Here is a 16,494-nt window from a genome sequence, read left to right on the forward strand (position 1 = left end):
CGTAAAGAATGATATGGACGCTGGGGTACTCCTCCGTGAGTGAGTGATAGTACGGTTGAAAGTGAATTTTAACTATATGTTTTACTTATATTAAATTTCCTGGCCGGCATAGGTATCCCCCTGTGTTTTTATCAGGAGATGCTGCCAAAAAGTGCTTCAACCCGGAAGGAAAGCCGGCGGCTAAGGTAAGAACAGGCACGCGGCATTTCCGCTTGGCGGGGGGATAGGCGACCCCAGCGTTATTTTATTAAGCCATAACGCATCGTTTTGGCTAAGGATTCTTACCCAGTTTTTTTATCGCCATGTACGATATTTTTACTGTCTTTTCCCCTTAGCCCGCAGATTCACCTTGCCTGCATGGCGCGTGACCGACGGTGCTGTTATTCCTGCGCTGAGTTAATACGACATTCATTTTATTTTGGCGTATTTTCAACGTAAATACCGGCGTGGGCGTCAGCACCGCAGCGCCATATAGGTGCGCGGCGGGCTGCCGGTCATATTTCTGAAGAAGGTGATAAAGGCGCTGTCGCTGGCGAAGGCCAGCCGGGCGGCGACCTCGCACTGGCGATGGCCGGCGGCCAGCAGTTCGATGGCGCTAATCAGCCGCCACTGCTGTCGCCATTGCTGATAGCTCAGCCCGGTTTCCCGGCGGAAAATGCGGCTGATGGTCTTTTCCGAGGCGCCGACGCAGCGCGCCAGTTGGTGCAGCGGCGGCAGGGTTTCCAACCCGGCCAGATGACGCAGACGCCGGTCGGCGGGCAGCGGCAGCAGGGTCAGCTCCCGCGGCGCCTGTGCAATCTCATCCAGACAGACCGCCAGAATATTGGCGGCGGCGCCCTGCCGCCAGTCGGTGTCGAAGTCGGCGAGGGCGATACGCTCCAGAGCGGCGCGCAGCAGCGGCGTTGCCGCCAGCACCGTCAGCCCCGACGGCAGACCGGGATAGCGCGCCTCATCGAGATACACCGAGCGGTAGCCGACGACGCCGCTGACCTGCACGCGGTGCTCTACCCGCGGCGGGATCCAGGCGATGCGCGCCGGCGGCAGCAGGCAGATGCTGTTATGCAGCGTGATGCGCATGCTGCCCTGCTGGCTGAACAGCAGCTGCCCCATACCGTGCTGGTGCGGGCCGGAGTCGTGCCGCGCCAGTTCGGCGGCGATGCCCAGTACGCTATTGTCGAGCGTATCCGGGTCAAAACTGTCCTGGGCGCTGAGCCACGTCATAATCTGTCCGATTTTATCAGTTTTTTGTCTTTTATAGTGTAATCGGCAGCGGCGTGAAGATGCTAGTTTGTCCCCCGGTTTTTGATAAGGGGGAAGAGGTGATGCAACGCAAACTGACGCTGACGCTGGCGACCGTGATGATGATGTTTCCCCAACTGGCGGAAACGATTTACAGCCCGGCGCTGACGCATATCGCCGCCGGGTTCCGGGTGAGCGCGGAAGTGGCGGCGCAAACCCTGTCGTGCTATTTCTTTGCCTTTGCCGTCGGCGTGGTGGTGTGGGGATATTTGTGCGACCTGATTGGGCGTCGCCCCACAATGCTGGTGGGACTGACGCTGTATCTGCTGGCGTCGCTGGCGGCGCTGTTCAGCGCCAGCTTCAGCACGCTGCTGGCGGCGCGTATCGTCGCGGCCTTTGGCGCGGCGGTGGGTTCGGTCGGCGCTCAGACCGTCATCCGCGACCGTTTCGACGGCGGACAGCTGGCGCGGGTGTTCTCGTTGATGGGGATCGCCATGGCGCTTAGCCCGGCAATCGGCGTACTGAGCGGTTCGCTGTTGACGCACTACTGCGGCTATCAGGGTGTGTTCGGCGCGCTGGCGCTGCTGGCGGCGCTGTTGCTGGCCTATGCGGCCTGGCGGCTGCCTGAAACCCGGCCGCCGCAGGTGGCGCAACGTGCGTTTTGCGCCACGCTGGGGCGCATGGTGCAGGATGCCGATATCTGGCGCAGCGCGCTGCTGGTGGCGCTGTTCAATCTCTGCATGTTCAGTTATTACCAGCTGGCGCCGTTCCGCTTTGCGGCGCTGGGGCTGCCGGCGCAGTGGTTCGGCTACAGCGGCCTGATGCTGGCAGCGGGAGCGGGGGTCGGCGCGGCATGCAATAAGCGGCTGCTGGCCGTCGGCTGGCGCTTTGACGCGCTGCTGACGCTGGCGTGCGCGCTATCGCTGGGCGGCGGCGTGCTGGTATGGCTGCTGGAGGCGACGCGCGGCTTTGCGCTGCCGATGCTGCTGGTGGTGATGGCGTACGGCATCGCCATTCCCAATATTCTGGCGCGCGCGCTGCGTCACTATAAGGCGTGCATGGGCACCGCCGGCGCGCTGTTCGGCCTGATGTATTACCTGATGCTGGGGGCGGGGCTGGCGCTGACCGGGCTGGTGCAGCGGCCCGGCGCGGTGCTGACGCTGAGCAGCCTGTGCGCGCTGGGGCTGGCGTGGCGGCCGTGGCCGGCGGGCAGGAAGCAGGGCGAGGGTACGCCTCGCCCTGAACGGTGCGATTAATTCAGCTTCGCTTTGGAGAAATCGCTGCCGTTGACGTCCACCACGTAGCCGCTGAGGTTGTTGCGGGTGGCGTAAAACACCTTGCCGTTTGCCAGCGGCAGCCAGGGCGCCTGTTTGGCGAACACTTCCTGCGCCTGCTGGTAGAGTTTGCCGCGCTCGGCCGGGGTATTGACCGCAATCGCCTGCTTGATCAGCGCATCGTACGACTTATCGCACCAGCGGGCGACGTTGGCGCCGCTCTGCACGCCGTCGCAGCCCAGCAGGGTGGCGAAGTTGTCCGGGTCGCCGTTATCCGAGACCCAGCCGTACAGCGCGCTGTGCTGCTCGCCCTTGCGCAGCCCGGCCAGATACTGCCCCCACTCCCAGGTGACGATGTTGGCTTTGACGCCCACCTGCGCCCAGTCGCTCTGAATCATCTCGGCGATGCGGCGCGAATTGGGGTTATACGGGCGGGCAACCGGCATCGACCAGATATCGGTGGTGAAACCTTTTTCCAGCCCGGCCTGTTTCAGCAGCTCGCGCGCCTTTTGCGGGTTGTACTCGTAGCCCGGCAGCTTGTCGTTATAGCCCAGCATGCCCGGCGGCAGCAGCGAACTGGCCGGCGTGCCGCTCTCTTTAAATACCGCGGCGACGATGGCTTTTTTATCCACCGCATAGCTCAGCGCCTGGCGCACCAGCAGGTTATCAAACGGCTTTTTGGCGGTGTTAAATGCCAGATAGCCGACGTTCAGCCCGTCGATGCTGTGCAGCTGCAGGTTCTTGTCGCGCTTAATCGCTGCGAACTGCTCGGGCAGCGGCGCCGGGATAATCTGGCACTCGTTGGTTTTCAGCTTCGACAGCCGGGTTTGCGCGTCCGGGGTGATGGAGAAGATCAGATGCTTGCTGGCCACCTTGCCCTGCCAGTAGTGCGGGTTGGCGATATAGCGGATCAGCGAGTCCTGCTTGTACTGCTGCAGCGCGTAAGGACCGGTGCCGATCGGCCAGTTGTCGACGTTCTCCGGCGTGCCTTTCTTCATCATCGCGTCGGCGTATTCCGCCGACAGGATTGAGGCGAAGTCCATCGTCCAGTCAGCGAGGAACGCCGCGTTGGGCTGGGTCAGGGTAAAGCGCACGTGGTTGTCGTCCAGCGCTTCCACCTTGGCGATCAGCTTGTCCAGCCCCAGGTCGGTGAAGTACTCATAGCTGCCGCCGGACACCTTGTGATACGGGTGGTTGGGATCTTTCTGGCGCATCACCGTAAACACCACGTCTTCGGCGTTAAAGTCGCGGCTGGGGGTAAAGAATTTATTGCTGTTGAACTTCACCCCTTTACGCAGCGTGAAGGTGTAGGTTTTGCCGTCCGGGCTGATGGTCCAGTCGGTCGCCAGCGAAGGGGCGGGCGTTTTGTCGCTGCCGCGCAGCGTCACCAGGCGGTTGTACAGCATCTGCGAGGTGGCGATAAAGGTCGGGCCGGAGGTGGACAGCTGCGGGTTGAAGGACTCCGGCGAGGCGACGGTGCAGTAAATCAGCGTATCAGAGGCGGCCAGCGCGTTATTGGCCGACAGCAGGCCGGCGCCCGCCAGCAACAGGCCCAGGGTGGTTGGTGTTAATCGCATACCGATGATGATCCTCTGAGTGATGGCGGCCGTGCGTCGGCCGCAAAATAGGGGTGGCGCGTCAGCGCGCCACTCCATGATTAAAGTACTCAGATCGGGGATTCGTCAAAGCCTGTTTGCGGCGACGACGCTGCCAGCGCTCAGCTCAGGGCGGCAAAGCGTGCGCGGATCTCCGCTTCCGGCAGGTCAATGCCGATAAACACCAGCGTGCTCTGGCGCGTCTCGTCCGGCTGCCAGTCGCGGTCCCAGTCGGCGTTATACAGCCGCTGTACGCCCTGGAACAGCAGGCGGCGCGGTTCGTCCTTGATCGATAAAATGCCCTTGTAGCGCAGCAGGTTGTCGGCGAACTGCAGCAGCAGCTCCTCCATCACCGCGGAGATCTGCGCCAGCTCCAGCGGCGGCTGGTGGTAGAGCACGATCGAGTGAATGCTGTTCTGCGGCTCGGCGATGCGGCGGAACACCGGCTTGCTCAGATTCAGCCGATCGTTCAGCACGAAGCCTTCAATATCGAACAGCAGCGTGAGATCGATATCGCCGTGCAGCGCCAGGTGCACCGGCGCGCGGGCGTTGATGCGCTGCAGACGCTGGATCAGCGCCTCACTGTCGCCGGCGACGTCGGTTTTGCTCAGCAGAATGCGGTCGGCATAGCCTACCTGCGACTGCGCGATGCTGTACTGATCCAGCTGCTGCCCGGCGTGCACCGCATCCACCAGCGTGATGATGCCGTCCAGCAGAAAGCGTTCGCAGATTGTCGGGTGGGCGAAGAAGGTCTGGGCGATCGGGCCGGGGTCCGCCATGCCGGTGCATTCGATAATCAGCCGGTCGAAGGCCAGCTCGCCGCGGTCGAGGCCGTCCAGCAGGTCGAGCAGCGCGTCCTCCAGCTCGTTGGCGCGGCTGCAGCAGATGCAGCCGTTGCTCAGCGTGGTGATGCGGCTGGCGCGATCGCCGATCAGCGCGTTGTCGATCGGCACTTCGCCGAACTCGTTTTCAATCACCGCGATGCGGTGGCCGTGGTCGGCCTGCAGGATATGGCGTAACAGGGTGGTTTTACCGGCGCCCAGAAAGCCGGTCAGAATGGTGACTGCGATGGGTTTCATTGCGGGTCCTTAATGCTCGGGGCCTAGCAGCAGCGCATGCCGCCTTTGCCGTCGCCGCCGTAGCGCGCTTGCTGGCGCTCGCGGAAGAATTCTTTGTAGCTCATTACCGGTTTGTCCGGATGGTTGTCCTGCATATGCTGGACGTAGGTGTCGTAGTCCGGCACGCCGACCAGCATCCGCGCCGCCTGTCCCAGATATTTTCCCGCCTGACCAAGATTGCCGAACATGATTGTACTCCCGGAAAACGTGGATAACGGGCGCCGCATGCAGCGCCCGTGACTCATTCTATTATGCAGGCAAATTGCCGTTAATGCTGGGGTGAAACGTTGACCTCGCTCTCAGAGTTGGACGTCGTCTGCGCCGGCACCGGCACGTAAGGCGTCTCCCGATCACTACGCTGCGGGTTTTTGCGCGCTGCTAGCGCGGTTTTAATCCCGTAGAAGATAATGGCGTACACCACCAGCAGGAACAGAATGCTCAGGCCGGCGTTGGTGTAGTTGTTCACCACGATATGCTGCATATTGGCGATCTGCTGCGGGCTCAGGTCGCCGCCGGCGGCGATTTTCTGCTTGTACTCGTTGGCCAGGAAGAAGAAGCCTTCCAGCTGCGGATTATCGCTCAGCAGCTTCAGACCCAGCGCATAGGTGGTGCAGATCAGCAGCCACACCGCCGGCAGCACCGTCACCCAGATGTAGCGGGTGCGCTTCATCTTGATCAGCACCACGCTGCCGAGCACCAGCGCCACCGCGGCCAGCATCTGGTTGGAGATGCCGAACAGCGGCCACAGGCTTTTCACGCCGCCGAGCGGATCGACCACCCCCTGATACAGCAGGTAGCCCCACAGGCCGACGCAGCCGGCGGTGCCGATAATGCCGGCCACCAGCGAGTCGGTTTTTTTCAGGAACGGCACGAAGTTGCCCAGCAGATCCTGCAGCATAAAGCGGCCGGAGCGGGTGCCGGCGTCCAGCGCGGTGAGGATAAACAGCGCCTCAAACAGAATGCCGAAGTGGTACCAGAAGCCCATATCCGCCGCCGGCATAATCTTGTGGAACACGTGCGCGATGCCCACCGCCAGCGTCGGCGCGCCGCCGGCGCGGTTCAGCACCGACGGTTCGCCGATGTCTTTTGCGGTCTGCAGGATCTGTTCCGGACTGATGACAAAGCCCCAGGAACTGACGGTGGCGGCGGCATGCACCGTCACATCCTTCAGCTGCGCCATAATCAGCGGCGCGTTATCGCCCCCCAGCTCGTGCAGGTTCGGCATAGTGATGCCCAGCGCCGCCGGCGGGGTGTTCATGGCGAAATACAGGCCCGGCTCGATAATCGACGCCGCCACTAGCGCCATGATCGCCACGAAGGACTCCATCAGCATCGCGCCGTAGCCGATAAAGCGCGCGTCGGTTTCACAGGCCAGCAGCTTCGGCGTGGTGCCGGAGGCGATCAGCGCGTGGAAGCCGGAGACCGCGCCGCAGGCGATGGTGATGAACAGGAACGGGAACAGCGAACCTTTCCACACCGGGCCGCTGCCGTCGACGAACTGGGTGACCGCCGGCATTTTCAGATCCGGGTTCAGGATCACGATGCCGATCGCCAGCCCGACGATCACGCCGATTTTCAGGAAAGTGGCCAGGTAGTCGCGCGGCGCCAGGATCAGCCACACCGGCAGCAGGGCGGAGATAAACGCGTAGCCGATCAGGGTGTAGGTAATGGTGGTGTCTTTAAAGGTCAGCGCCGGGCCCCAGTACGGGTCATGGGCGATCACGCCGCCGAACCAGATGGAGGCCAGCAGCAGTACGATGCCGATCACCGACACCTCGCCCACGCGGCCGGGGCGCAGGAAGCGCATATAGATGCCCATAAACAGCGCGATCGGCACGGTGGAGCAGACGGTGAATACGCCCCACGGGCTTTCCGCCAGCGCTTTCACCACGATCAGCGCCAGCACCGCCAGAATGATGATCATAATCAGGAAGCAGCCGAACAGCGCGATGGTGCCCGGCACCGGGCCCATCTCCTTCTTGATGATCTCGCCGAGCGACGCGCCGTTGCGGCGGGAGGAGATAAACAGCACCATAAAGTCCTGCACCGCCCCCGCCAGCACCACGCCGCCGAGCAGCCACAGCGTGCCCGGCAGATAGCCGACCTGCGCCGCCAGCACCGGGCCCACCAGCGGACCGGCGCCGGCGATGGCGGCAAAGTGGTGGCCGAACAGCACGTTTCTGTTGGTCGGCACATAGTTCAGGCCGTCGTTATTCACCACCGCCGGGGTGGCGCGGCCGGCGTCCAGCTTCATCACCTTAGTGGCGATATACAGGCTGTAGTAGCGGTAGGCCACCAGATACACCGCGATCGAAGCAACGATAATCCACAGCGCGCTGATATGTTCGCCGCGCCGCAGCGCCACCACGCCGAGGCAGGATGCGCCGATCACCCCCAGCAGCATCCATGGGAGATGTTTGAGAATCCCCGTTTGTTTCATGAGATATTCCTTATTCCAGTCTGCAAAATAATGTGTAAAAGCATCCGCTTATAGATTTTTAGGCTGCGGATGGCGTGCTCAGGTACTTCCCCGGTAACAAGGGGCAGGTTTAGGAACAGCTCATCATCGCGCGCGGCGTAAAGCGATGACAGATGAAATGGGTTAAGCGGTGCGATAGCCCGCCGAGCGGTTGAAATTGTCGGCTGAGCGGATCCGCCGCGCCGGATGCGCGGCGGGTGGGGGCGTCAGCACAGCCGGCTGGCGTGCTGCGCGTCGGGAAAGATGGCGGTGCTGAAGATATGGCCGTCGACCTGATACTGATTGTCGGGCAGTGGTTCGACCTGGTATTCGTTCGCCAGATAGTTGTGGAAATTATTGGCGTCGCTGAGGCTGCGAAAACCAATCAGATCGTAATAGAGCAGCGACTCCACCAGCTCGCGGTGCTGGGGAATGTTTTTCAGCAGCGGCACGGCGGGGAACGGCAGCGCGAAGAAGAAGCCGCACGGGTTAAGCAGCCCCTGCTCCTTCAGCGCCGCGCCGCAGGGCAGCAGCTGATAGTCGTCGATGCAGATTAAATCGCTCGGGCAGATATATTCGCTGGCGATGGCGGCGATCTGCCGGTTGACCTGGCGGTAGGCCTGATAGTTTTCCGGCGTGAAGTGGGCCAGCTCGGGGCGGTTGTGGAACACCGGCCACAGTCCGTCGTGATAGTAGCCCTGATAGTGGTAGTGAAATTCGCGGGTGGAAAAGGGGAAGGTCACCAGTTCATAGCCGTTGCTGTGCTGCACCTGTACCGGCCGGCCGGCCGCGTCGGCGAAGTTTTCCACGTTGCTGTCCCAACCCAGCCACAGGCCCTGTCCGGCATCGGTCAGGGCGTCCAGCGCGTAGTCCTGCACGGCGGCGATAATATCGCTGGCGTCGCAGTGTTTATTGGAAAGCAGAACCAGACGAGACATCAAAGGGCTCCTTATTTTCGGTCATCATTCGGGGTTACAGCAGCCAGGCGCGTTCGGCGTCGGTGATCAGCTGCTCAAACTGCGCCAGCTCCGCGCTTTTACAGCCGTGCCACAGCTCGCAGAACGCCGGGCCGAGCAGTCGGCGCAGCGCCGCGCAATGCTGAAATAGCGCCAATGCCTGCGGCTGGCTGAGCGGCAGCGGCGTCGCCTGCGGGTCGTCATAGCCGTTGCCGCAGCTGGACGGCGGCAGCGGCAGGTTCTGCTCCAGCCCGAACAGCATGCCGGCGAGGATGGCGGCGACGGCCAGATAGGGGTTGGCGTCGGCGCCGGCCAGCCGGTACTCGATGCGCTGGTTGGCCCGATCGGCGCAGGGCAGCCGCAGCGCCACGGTGCGGTTGTTGTAGCCCCAGGAGGCGCGCAGCGGCACATGCATCTCGGGGCGGAAGCGGCGGAACGCATTGACGTTGGGTGCCAGCAGCGCCATCGAGGCCGGCATCAGCGCCAGCATGCCGCCGAGCACCTGGCGCATCACCTCGCCGGGGGCGCCGTCCTGCGCGCTCAGCCGGTTGCGCCCCTGCGCATCCTGCAGACTGATGTGGAAGTGCAGACCGCTGCCGGCCGCCTGCGCGCCCGGCTTGGCCATAAAGCAGGCGTGCTGCCGGTGCTGCTGCGCCACCTGACGCACCAGCCGCTTCAGCGCCAGTAACTGGTCGCAGCTGGTCAGCACCTCGGCGCTGTGGCGCAGGTTCAGCTCGTACTGGCCCGCGGCCGCTTCGGCCACCACGCCGGTCAGCGGCAGCGCCTGCAGCCTGGCGTGGCGGGCGATATCCTCCAGCAGCGCGCCGTGGCATGCCGGGGCATCGACGGCAAAGTTCTGCGATAACGTTTCTTCTTCTGGCTGCCCGGGGCGCTGCTGCGGCGCGTGGAGATAAAACTCCAGCTCGGCGGCGATCACCGGGTAATAGCCGAGGCGATGCAGACGCTCAAGCAGCTGCGCCAGCACCACGCGCGGCTCCAGCGGGCAGGGCGCGCCGTCCGCCTCGCACATGGTCAGCAGCAGCTGCGCAATATGCTGCGGGTCTTTGGCGCAGGGGCGCAGCGTGCCGCTCACCGGCAGGCACAGCCTGTCGGGTTCGCCGGCCTGCTGACCCAGACCGTGCTGTTCCACCACTTGGCCGTTAAGGTCCATCGCATACACCGACTGCGGGAAGTAGCAGCCCTGCTCCAGGGCGAACAGCTCAGAGACGGCGATGCGCTTGCCGCGGATACGCGCGTTCAGATCGTGCAGATAGATATCGACGAATTCGGTGTCGGGATAATGGCGCAGGTAGCTCTCGACCTCGGCGGTGAACGGCGCCCGTGACGCCGGCGCGTGCGTCGTTAACAGTGGATGAAAATCGATGATATTAGCGTACATGGCAGCCCCCGTTATGCAGCGGGATGCCGCGGAAAAAGGCGGTGGTAACGTGCGGAGATAAACGCATGGATAGTGCTCTCATCAGGCCATAGCGGCGACATGATGATGTTATCCGGCGGGCGTAAAACCGTCTGTAAAAACGCCGTAACGATTGCGGGCGGGGAGATAAAAATGGCGTAAATAGCGGGGGAGTGTGTGTGGCGACGGTATAAGGGCATTGCCGTAAACGGCAATGCCCATGATGCAAGCTGCGCTGCAGGGGCGCAGGGTTATTTCAGGCTGACGCGAATAACATCGTCGGGCGCGGTGGCCTCTTTATCGCGGCTGGAAGCCTGCTTCACGCTGACGTACAGCGTTTTGCCGTCCGGCGACAGCGCCAGGCTGTTCGGGTGGGTTGGCGTTTTCAGGGTTTCCCGCACCTGATAGGTATTGGCGTCAATCACGCTGACGGCGCCGGCCTTGCGGTGGGTGACGTACACCTCGTTGCGCACCGGGTTAAACAGCACGGCCAGCGATTCCGGCGCGTCGATTTTATGCAGGATCTCGCCGTTGCGGGTATCCACCACCAGCACCTGCGGCTGTTTGGAGTCCGTGATAAAGGCGCGGTGGTTTGCCGTATCCAGGCTGATATTCAGGAAGAAGTGCTCGTTGGCCGCATCCAGCTTCTTGCGCGTCAGCACCTTATTGGCGGCGGTGTTGATGGTGACCAGCTCGCCTTCGCTGTTGGTGACGTACAGGCGCTTGGCGGCGGCGTCCAGCGCCAGGCCGGTGCCGAATTTGCCGGTGCCTTTAATGGTGGCGCGGAGGGTCAGATCCTTGCCGTCCACCACCCAGACCACGCTGGACTCGCCGAGGCCGGTAATATAGACGGTATCGCTGCTTTCATCCGCCACCAGTTCGCGCGGCGCCAGCGGTTTCACGCCCTCGGCACGCTTGCGCGCATCCAGCACCAGCCGGCCTTTTACCTCGCCGGTGGCGGCATCGATGGCGGTGACGGAACCGTTGACGGTGTTGCCGAAGAACAGCGTGTTGGTTTTGTTATTGATGGCGGCGCCGAACGGCTTGATATCGTTGTGAATAATCTGGGTCACGTCCAACGTGGTCGGATCCAGGCGATACACCACGCCGCCTTTGTCCAGCTTGCGGCTTTGCGAAGTCGCCAGATACAGCGCGTTTGCGCTTTGGCTGTACGCCATCTCATAGGCGCCTTTACCGACCGGCTTGCGCAGCAGCTCGGATTCGGCCTGCGCCTGAGACGCGCCGGCAAACAGCAGGGTGGTCAGCAGCACCAGAGGGAAAACCGCGCGCCCGCCAAGGCGACGGCCGGTTGTCATTACAGCGTTCATAACATCTCCATATGGTTAAAATTATTATTGCCGCGCAGCGGCCGGAACGGCTCAACATTGGCTTCAAAGACAGCAGCCTGCCGGGCGCATCGTCGTGCGCCGGTTATTATTTGAGAATAATAATCATTATTCATGCGAAAGGGGAGCGGTTTTATTGCCGCCGGTCCGCCGATGGGCCGTATCGGCAGCGCTCAGGGGCGCAGAATCAGCCGGCCGTCGGGAGTATTGGCAAGGGAGAATTCGTGGCTATATTTACGTCGTTCCTGGTCGTGATTAAGCGAGACGCCCATCATCACCGCATCGTTGCCAGCCTGCCAGGCGGCCTGCGGGTATGTGACGCACTGGCCGGGCAGCAGTGCCGGCAGCGGATGACTGTCAGGCGAGGTCCAGACAATATCCCATTGCTGCGATGACTGCCGGGAGACGATGATGCCGCGGTTTTGCAGGCTATCGTGAGGGCCGACGCTGTCGGCAGGTACGGCGAAGCAGGGCTGGTTATCTTGCAGCGAAACCTGCAGCGGGTAATACCACTGTTTTTCCAGCTGGCAGCCGCTTAGCGTGCTTAGGGTAAGTAATGCGGTGGCTGTACGTTGTATAAGGTTTTTCACGCAGCTTGCCGGCAGAGTCATGATGACTTATCAACGAGCACGGCTAAAATCAGCGCCACGATAAATAAAATTCCTTCGAGCAGCAGAAACCGACCGTCGTTAATTAACCATGACTTTAATTTTTCCGAAGCCGCATACTGCAAAAAGTCATAACTTTTTTGCGGCAGATAGTTTCCTTGCGTTATCTTTATTTTTTTATTTTTCAGGATCCACCTGAACCATTGTGCTTTGATTGAGGTACCCAAGCTACCAAAATGGTCGGCAATAACGACATGGGGAGGAATGAAATGCCCATGTTCGATATAATTTTGGTACAGAGATTCTAATTCTTTTTTATATTGGCGCGAATATAGATATTTGAGTAACCCGCAAATGACTAGCAGAAAAGCAACGGTTAGCATCGCCACCTCCGTATCTATACGCCGCTGTTGAATATTTTCATATTTACTGGCTAGTTGGCGCTTATCAACATCAAAATAAAAGCGATCGAAAAAAGAAAAACCTCCGTAATAAGGAGCTTAATATCTCTATGAATCCATGATCTTACGTTATATGGTATTTTATCTTGCACAAAAAGGTAGGCTGCGGGCTGCAGTCGGACGTTCTTGGTTATTGTGATCTTTTTATTGAGAAGGATCCACTTGAACCATTGTGTTTTCAATGAATTTCCCAGATACCCCAGGTTGTCGACAAAAGCGATATGAGGAGGGATCGGGTAACCGTGCCGTAAGTAATCTTGATAGAAGGCGTCAAAGTTTTTTTTACCCGAACGGTAATGAAAATATTTGACCAAAGAGCATATCGCCCAGACAATAACGCCAATTAATGCTGCAATTTTCATCGATTACTCACCAAAAATAAATCCGGTAGCCAGATCGGCAGCTTTTCCGCCAATCCAGCCGCCTGCTGCACCGCCCATGGCAGCCCCCGCGATACCGCAAACCAGTATACCTGCTCCACCGGTTATGCCTAATACGATCCCGCATAATAAAGGCAATGCAGCCCCTCCCATCGTCCCTCCTTGTATCCCAAAGTAAGTGCTGGCTGTAAAGTTGCTGTAGCCTTTAATCGCGATTTTGCTGCATTCCTGCTTCCAACAAAATAGTGCGGATCTGACTGTAGTAGCGTTCGCCAGCGTCGGTAACCAGACCGGTGACGGTATCGCCGTACTGGGTGAATGCCGCAATGGCTGCATAGTGACGGTGTAAAAACTGGGAAAAGTTACCATCGCCGGCGCGTACGGCCTGATGGGTACGTGCCTTGGCCTGTTTTAATGCGGTTAGCTGCACTGCCTGATAAGGGTTGGCAGGATCCGCGATAATAAGCATCTGGCCGGGCAATACCTGCGGCGTGTCGGCATTGATTTTCATAAAGAAACGTGCCGCCTCTGTAGGTTTGCCGCCAAATAGCGTATGTGCATGATAAGTCAATGAGCCTGGCTGTTGGGCAATACAGTAACCCGGTGCAATATTACGGTTTGGCGTCGCCATCTTCGTATCTACCTCCCTGTAGTTGACGCAGAAAAACTAGCATTTTCAAAGGGTCAATACCCGGCGACCGATCACGCGGCGGACGGTAAATATTCCTAAAAACTGACCGTGCTACTCCCACCGGCGATGGATGGCGGGTGTTGACCGATCTGGCCTATCTTGAAGGAGAAGACGACGCAGTTGTACTGCGCGAACGCGCGCCGGACGTGGCGCCCCCTGAGCAGAGGAGCATGAGATGCAGCAGATGAACACGATGGTCGGGCCGCTGGAGGCGGCCGATATGACCGGGCTGGACACCGTGGCGGATATCGCCCGCCATCTGTTGCCGACGCTGGCCGCCGGCGACGGGATGATGACGCTGGTGTAGGAAAAGGTGGAGCAAGGGCAGACCGGCCTGCGCAGCGGCGACGGCTTTTATCGCTGGGACGACGCGCGCAGGACGCGCATTGCGCAGCGGCGTACCCATCAGCTGCGCTTTGCGCTGAAGACTTAAATCACCGGCGATCATCAGATCGAGCCAGCCATGAATGTATGGGTCGCGTTAGCGGCATGGAATATGGACGGCGGCTGGCTGGCGCAATAAATAACGCTTCGGCGGATGCCGCTGCGGTGGTATCCGCTGGTTGATATTTTCTTTGAGTAATTATCACTCATTGCAACTTTTGTTGTGCCGGTTTTATTTTTTTTCTGATTTGTTATGAAATATTAACGACCGTCTTTATTATCGGTTAAAGAGTGACTCGTATGCTGATTATTTGTACGCGATTTATTGTTTTGTTGCCGTTGGTAGCATTCTGATACGTTTTTATTTCTTCGCCGCCGCCATTTACCTTTTTAGGCATTAGGTCATGAGATTTTATCTCTTGCGCCGTTTTGTTATATCGGGTAATTATTAATTTATGGCCAAGAGCCATGGCAGTTAATAATAAGAAAAACTTATTTCAGACAGGGGTAGTAATGGAAATGATAAAAACGCCAATTATTATTGGCGGCGTCCTGCTGTCGGCGTTATCCGGCGCCGCGCAGGCGGAAATTACCATCTTGGAGAAAAACCCGCAGAGCAATGTGTTGCTGGCGCCGCTGAGTTTACAGGTCGGCGGCAGCATTCGGCCGGAATGGATTTTTAATAATGGCCCGGAGCCGGGCTATGATAAAAACGGCCATGACGGCGGCACGCGCTTTCGTTTCAGCGCCGATTACGCCCTGAGCCAGCATACCTCAGCCATCGGTTATTACGAGTGGGGTGTGGATCTGGCGCACGCGCTGAGCTGGGACGGGCACTACGACGAAGACGGCAAACGCGATTACCAGCGCCAGCTGTATGGCGGTTTTAAAGACGACCGTTACGGCACGCTCACCTATGGTCATCAGTATGGCATCTATTATTCCGTGGTCGGGATTAAAAGCGACGTCTGGGATAACGATGGTCACGCCGGCGGCACCGGCATTGGTATTTCCGGCGACTATGACGGCGGTAATAAGCCGAAGAATAGCCTGAAATACACCAATGATTTTGGTCCGCTGACCCTGTACGCCAACTATTTGCTGCCGGAAGACGATCTGCATACCGCCAATAATCTCAGCTACCGGCGTTCCGGCGGCGGCGGGCTGGGGTTCGATTATAAAATCGATCCGACATTGACGCTGAGCGCGGCGTACAGCTACACCGACGCGAAGGTGAAGGATGATCGTTATAACGAACAGCAATACCATCAGCAGCTGTCGGGCGCCGCGCTGACCTGGCAGCCGACCAACTGGTATATCGTCGGCACCGCCAGCTATTATAAAGATTATGTGCCCAGCACCCGCGAGCGCAGCCTGTCGCATTTCTTTGCCGGCGACGGTTACGGGCTGGAGGGTTTTGTCGGCTATACCTTCAATATCGACAAACCGTTCCTGAAATCCATCCAGCCTTATGTGGCGGCGGACTCGCTGCGGCTGAAGGGGCAGGAGGATTATCACGCCAATCACGTCTATCTGGGGGCGGGCACCACCATCGGTTACGGCCTGTCGGTATATGTTGAACGCACGCTGGCCAACAGCAGCGACAACGAGCCGGATTCCACCTGGGTGACGGTGTTCTACGACTTCTGACCGCCTACATGGCAATGGGGGCGGACGGCAGCGGGCCGTCCGCCGCCTTTTCCGCCAGATAGCGCGCCGGCGGTTTGCCGACCGCTTTCCTGAACATGGTGACAAAGCCGCTAGCGCTCTCATAGCCCAGATCCAGCGCCACGCTCTGCACGCTGACGCCCTGCGTCAGGCGCTGCAGCGCCAGCATCACGTGCAGCTGACGCCGCCAGTGGCCGAAGCTCATCCCCAGCTGTTGCTGCAGCGTACGGCTCAGCGAGCGGGTGCTCATGCCGATATGCTGCGCCCATTGCGCCTGCGTGCGCTTATTTGCCGGCTCCGCCAGCATCTGCTCCATCAGTTGGCGGATACGTGCGTCCTGGGAGACCGGCAGGTGCAGGTTTTCCACCGGCGCCGCTGCCAGCTGATCCAGCAGCACCGTCGCCAGCCGGCCTTCGGCCCCTTGCTGATCGTACAGCGGCGTAAAGCGGCTGGCCGCCAGCAGCAGTTCGCGCAGCAGCGGTGAAATGGTCAGGGTGCAGCAGCTGTCGGGCAGATCGCCGGCGGCGGCGGCGTCGACAAACAGCGCATAACACTCGGTAGCGCCGGTGCCGCGCGCGCTGTGCAGCACGTTGCCGGGCATCCACAGCGCGCACTGCGGCGGCACCAGCCACAATCCGTTTTCTACCTCGCAGCGCAGCATGCCGCGCGCGGTGTAGATCAGCTGCGCCTTGTGGTGGCGGTGTGGCTCCACTTCCCAATTCTCATTAATCGTCGCGCCCTGTACGGCGAACACCGGGCGCGGCACGTTATCGATATCCAGACAGGGCTTCTTGGTCACAAAAGTCATGAGAATAACTCTCATTTTGGCGTAAATGAAAAATAGTATGTCCTGATTGTGCAATGTGGTCTAGCGCCGTTGTCGATAAAGTAGGCGGCAA

Annotated in this window: 15 protein-coding genes and 1 pseudogene; 3 read left to right on the plus strand and 13 right to left on the minus strand. The window is 59.9% G+C overall.

Features of this window, described 5'->3' with window-relative positions; all coding sequences use genetic code 11:
- Positions 1–453: 453 nt before the first annotated feature.
- Positions 454–1,221, minus strand: a complete 768-nt coding sequence (locus D781_RS02555) for a helix-turn-helix transcriptional regulator (protein WP_015670745.1) — start codon at positions 1,219–1,221, stop codon at positions 454–456.
- A gap of 101 nt (positions 1,222–1,322) precedes the next feature.
- Here D781_RS02555 and D781_RS02560 point away from each other — a divergent pair, with 101 nt between their 5' ends.
- Positions 1,323–2,495, plus strand: coding sequence for an MFS transporter (locus tag D781_RS02560; RefSeq protein ID WP_015670746.1), 1,173 nt, complete (start codon positions 1,323–1,325; stop codon positions 2,493–2,495).
- Here the strand turns inward: D781_RS02560 and D781_RS02565 are convergent.
- The 11 genes from D781_RS02565 to D781_RS22445 form a co-directional block, all read right to left on the minus strand.
- A complete protein-coding gene (locus tag D781_RS02565) occupies positions 2,492–4,090 on the minus strand; it encodes an ABC transporter substrate-binding protein (RefSeq protein WP_015670747.1) in 1,599 nt (532 codons plus the stop codon). The genes D781_RS02560 and D781_RS02565 overlap by 4 nt on opposite strands.
- Positions 4,091–4,230: 140 nt before the next feature.
- Positions 4,231–5,187, minus strand: a complete 957-nt coding sequence (yjiA, locus tag D781_RS02570) for a GTPase (RefSeq protein WP_015670748.1) — start codon at positions 5,185–5,187, stop codon at positions 4,231–4,233.
- A gap of 23 nt (positions 5,188–5,210) precedes the next feature.
- Entirely contained in the window at positions 5,211–5,414 is a 204-nt protein-coding gene (locus D781_RS02575) for a YbdD/YjiX family protein (RefSeq protein ID WP_015670749.1), read from the minus strand.
- A gap of 80 nt (positions 5,415–5,494) precedes the next feature.
- Positions 5,495–7,666: a carbon starvation CstA family protein gene (locus tag D781_RS02580; RefSeq protein ID WP_015670750.1), complete on the minus strand. Its 2,172-nt coding sequence runs from the start codon at positions 7,664–7,666 to the stop codon at positions 5,495–5,497.
- Between the two features lie 245 nt (positions 7,667–7,911).
- Positions 7,912–8,622, minus strand: coding sequence for a trehalose-6-phosphate synthase (locus D781_RS02585; RefSeq protein WP_015670751.1), 711 nt, complete (start codon positions 8,620–8,622; stop codon positions 7,912–7,914).
- Positions 8,623–8,656: 34 nt separating this feature from the next.
- Positions 8,657–10,039, minus strand: a complete 1,383-nt coding sequence (locus D781_RS02590; RefSeq protein WP_015670752.1) for a glutamine synthetase family protein — start codon at positions 10,037–10,039, stop codon at positions 8,657–8,659.
- 269 nt (positions 10,040–10,308) lie between these two features.
- Complete coding sequence (locus tag D781_RS02595; RefSeq protein ID WP_015670753.1) at positions 10,309–11,385, minus strand: YncE family protein; 1,077 nt, start codon at positions 11,383–11,385, stop codon at positions 10,309–10,311.
- A 191-nt stretch (positions 11,386–11,576) separates the two neighbouring features.
- Entirely contained in the window at positions 11,577–11,993 is a 417-nt protein-coding gene (locus D781_RS02600) for a putative T6SS immunity periplasmic lipoprotein (RefSeq protein WP_124014426.1), read from the minus strand.
- A gap of 17 nt (positions 11,994–12,010) precedes the next feature.
- Positions 12,011–12,394: a hypothetical protein gene (locus tag D781_RS02605; RefSeq protein WP_015670755.1), complete on the minus strand. Its 384-nt coding sequence runs from the start codon at positions 12,392–12,394 to the stop codon at positions 12,011–12,013.
- A 443-nt stretch (positions 12,395–12,837) separates the two neighbouring features.
- Positions 12,838–13,005, minus strand: coding sequence for a hypothetical protein (locus D781_RS24075; protein ID WP_233494113.1), 168 nt, complete (start codon positions 13,003–13,005; stop codon positions 12,838–12,840).
- Positions 13,006–13,057: 52 nt separating this feature from the next.
- Positions 13,058–13,483: a hypothetical protein gene (locus D781_RS22445; protein ID WP_233494114.1), complete on the minus strand. Its 426-nt coding sequence runs from the start codon at positions 13,481–13,483 to the stop codon at positions 13,058–13,060.
- Between the two features lie 253 nt (positions 13,484–13,736).
- Here D781_RS22445 and D781_RS24080 point away from each other — a divergent pair.
- Together D781_RS24080 and D781_RS02625 are read left to right on the plus strand one after the other, a co-directional pair.
- Positions 13,737–13,976, plus strand: a pseudogene (locus D781_RS24080) (3-hydroxyacyl-CoA dehydrogenase family protein); the annotation flags it as partial.
- A gap of 464 nt (positions 13,977–14,440) precedes the next feature.
- A complete protein-coding gene (locus tag D781_RS02625) occupies positions 14,441–15,577 on the plus strand; it encodes a porin (RefSeq protein ID WP_015670757.1) in 1,137 nt (378 codons plus the stop codon).
- Positions 15,578–15,581: 4 nt separating this feature from the next.
- Here the strand turns inward: D781_RS02625 and D781_RS02630 are convergent, their stop codons facing one another.
- Positions 15,582–16,403 carry a helix-turn-helix domain-containing protein gene (locus D781_RS02630; RefSeq protein WP_015670758.1) on the minus strand — a complete coding sequence of 274 codons (822 nt, stop codon included), beginning with the start codon at positions 16,401–16,403 and terminating at the stop codon, positions 15,582–15,584.
- Positions 16,404–16,494 lie beyond the last annotated feature (91 nt).

The sequence above is a fragment of the Serratia sp. FGI94 genome (assembly GCF_000330865.1).
Classification (GTDB): domain Bacteria; phylum Pseudomonadota; class Gammaproteobacteria; order Enterobacterales; family Enterobacteriaceae; genus Serratia_B; species Serratia_B rubidaea.

What these genes read in the sequence shown, in the direction of transcription:
- D781_RS02555 (WP_015670745.1), bottom strand. Translation starts at nt 1,221, where the DNA reads ATGACGTGGCTCAGCGCCCAGGACAGTTTTGACCCGGATACGCTCGAC.
- D781_RS02560 (WP_015670746.1), top strand. Translation starts at nt 1,323, where the DNA reads ATGCAACGCAAACTGACGCTGACGCTGGCGACCGTGATGATGATGTTT.
- D781_RS02565 (WP_015670747.1), bottom strand. Translation starts at nt 4,090, where the DNA reads ATGCGATTAACACCAACCACCCTGGGCCTGTTGCTGGCGGGCGCCGGC.
- yjiA (WP_015670748.1), bottom strand. Translation starts at nt 5,187, where the DNA reads ATGAAACCCATCGCAGTCACCATTCTGACCGGCTTTCTGGGCGCCGGT.
- D781_RS02575 (WP_015670749.1), bottom strand. Translation starts at nt 5,414, where the DNA reads ATGTTCGGCAATCTTGGTCAGGCGGGAAAATATCTGGGACAGGCGGCG.
- D781_RS02580 (WP_015670750.1), bottom strand. Translation starts at nt 7,666, where the DNA reads ATGAAACAAACGGGGATTCTCAAACATCTCCCATGGATGCTGCTGGGG.
- D781_RS02585 (WP_015670751.1), bottom strand. Translation starts at nt 8,622, where the DNA reads ATGTCTCGTCTGGTTCTGCTTTCCAATAAACACTGCGACGCCAGCGAT.
- D781_RS02590 (WP_015670752.1), bottom strand. Translation starts at nt 10,039, where the DNA reads ATGTACGCTAATATCATCGATTTTCATCCACTGTTAACGACGCACGCG.
- D781_RS02595 (WP_015670753.1), bottom strand. Translation starts at nt 11,385, where the DNA reads ATGAACGCTGTAATGACAACCGGCCGTCGCCTTGGCGGGCGCGCGGTT.
- D781_RS02605 (WP_015670755.1), bottom strand. Translation starts at nt 12,394, where the DNA reads ATGCTAACCGTTGCTTTTCTGCTAGTCATTTGCGGGTTACTCAAATAT.
- D781_RS24075 (WP_233494113.1), bottom strand. Translation starts at nt 13,005, where the DNA reads ATGGGAGGGGCTGCATTGCCTTTATTATGCGGGATCGTATTAGGCATA.
- D781_RS22445 (WP_233494114.1), bottom strand. Translation starts at nt 13,483, where the DNA reads ATGGCGACGCCAAACCGTAATATTGCACCGGGTTACTGTATTGCCCAA.
- D781_RS02625 (WP_015670757.1), top strand. Translation starts at nt 14,441, where the DNA reads ATGGAAATGATAAAAACGCCAATTATTATTGGCGGCGTCCTGCTGTCG.
- D781_RS02630 (WP_015670758.1), bottom strand. Translation starts at nt 16,403, where the DNA reads ATGACTTTTGTGACCAAGAAGCCCTGTCTGGATATCGATAACGTGCCG.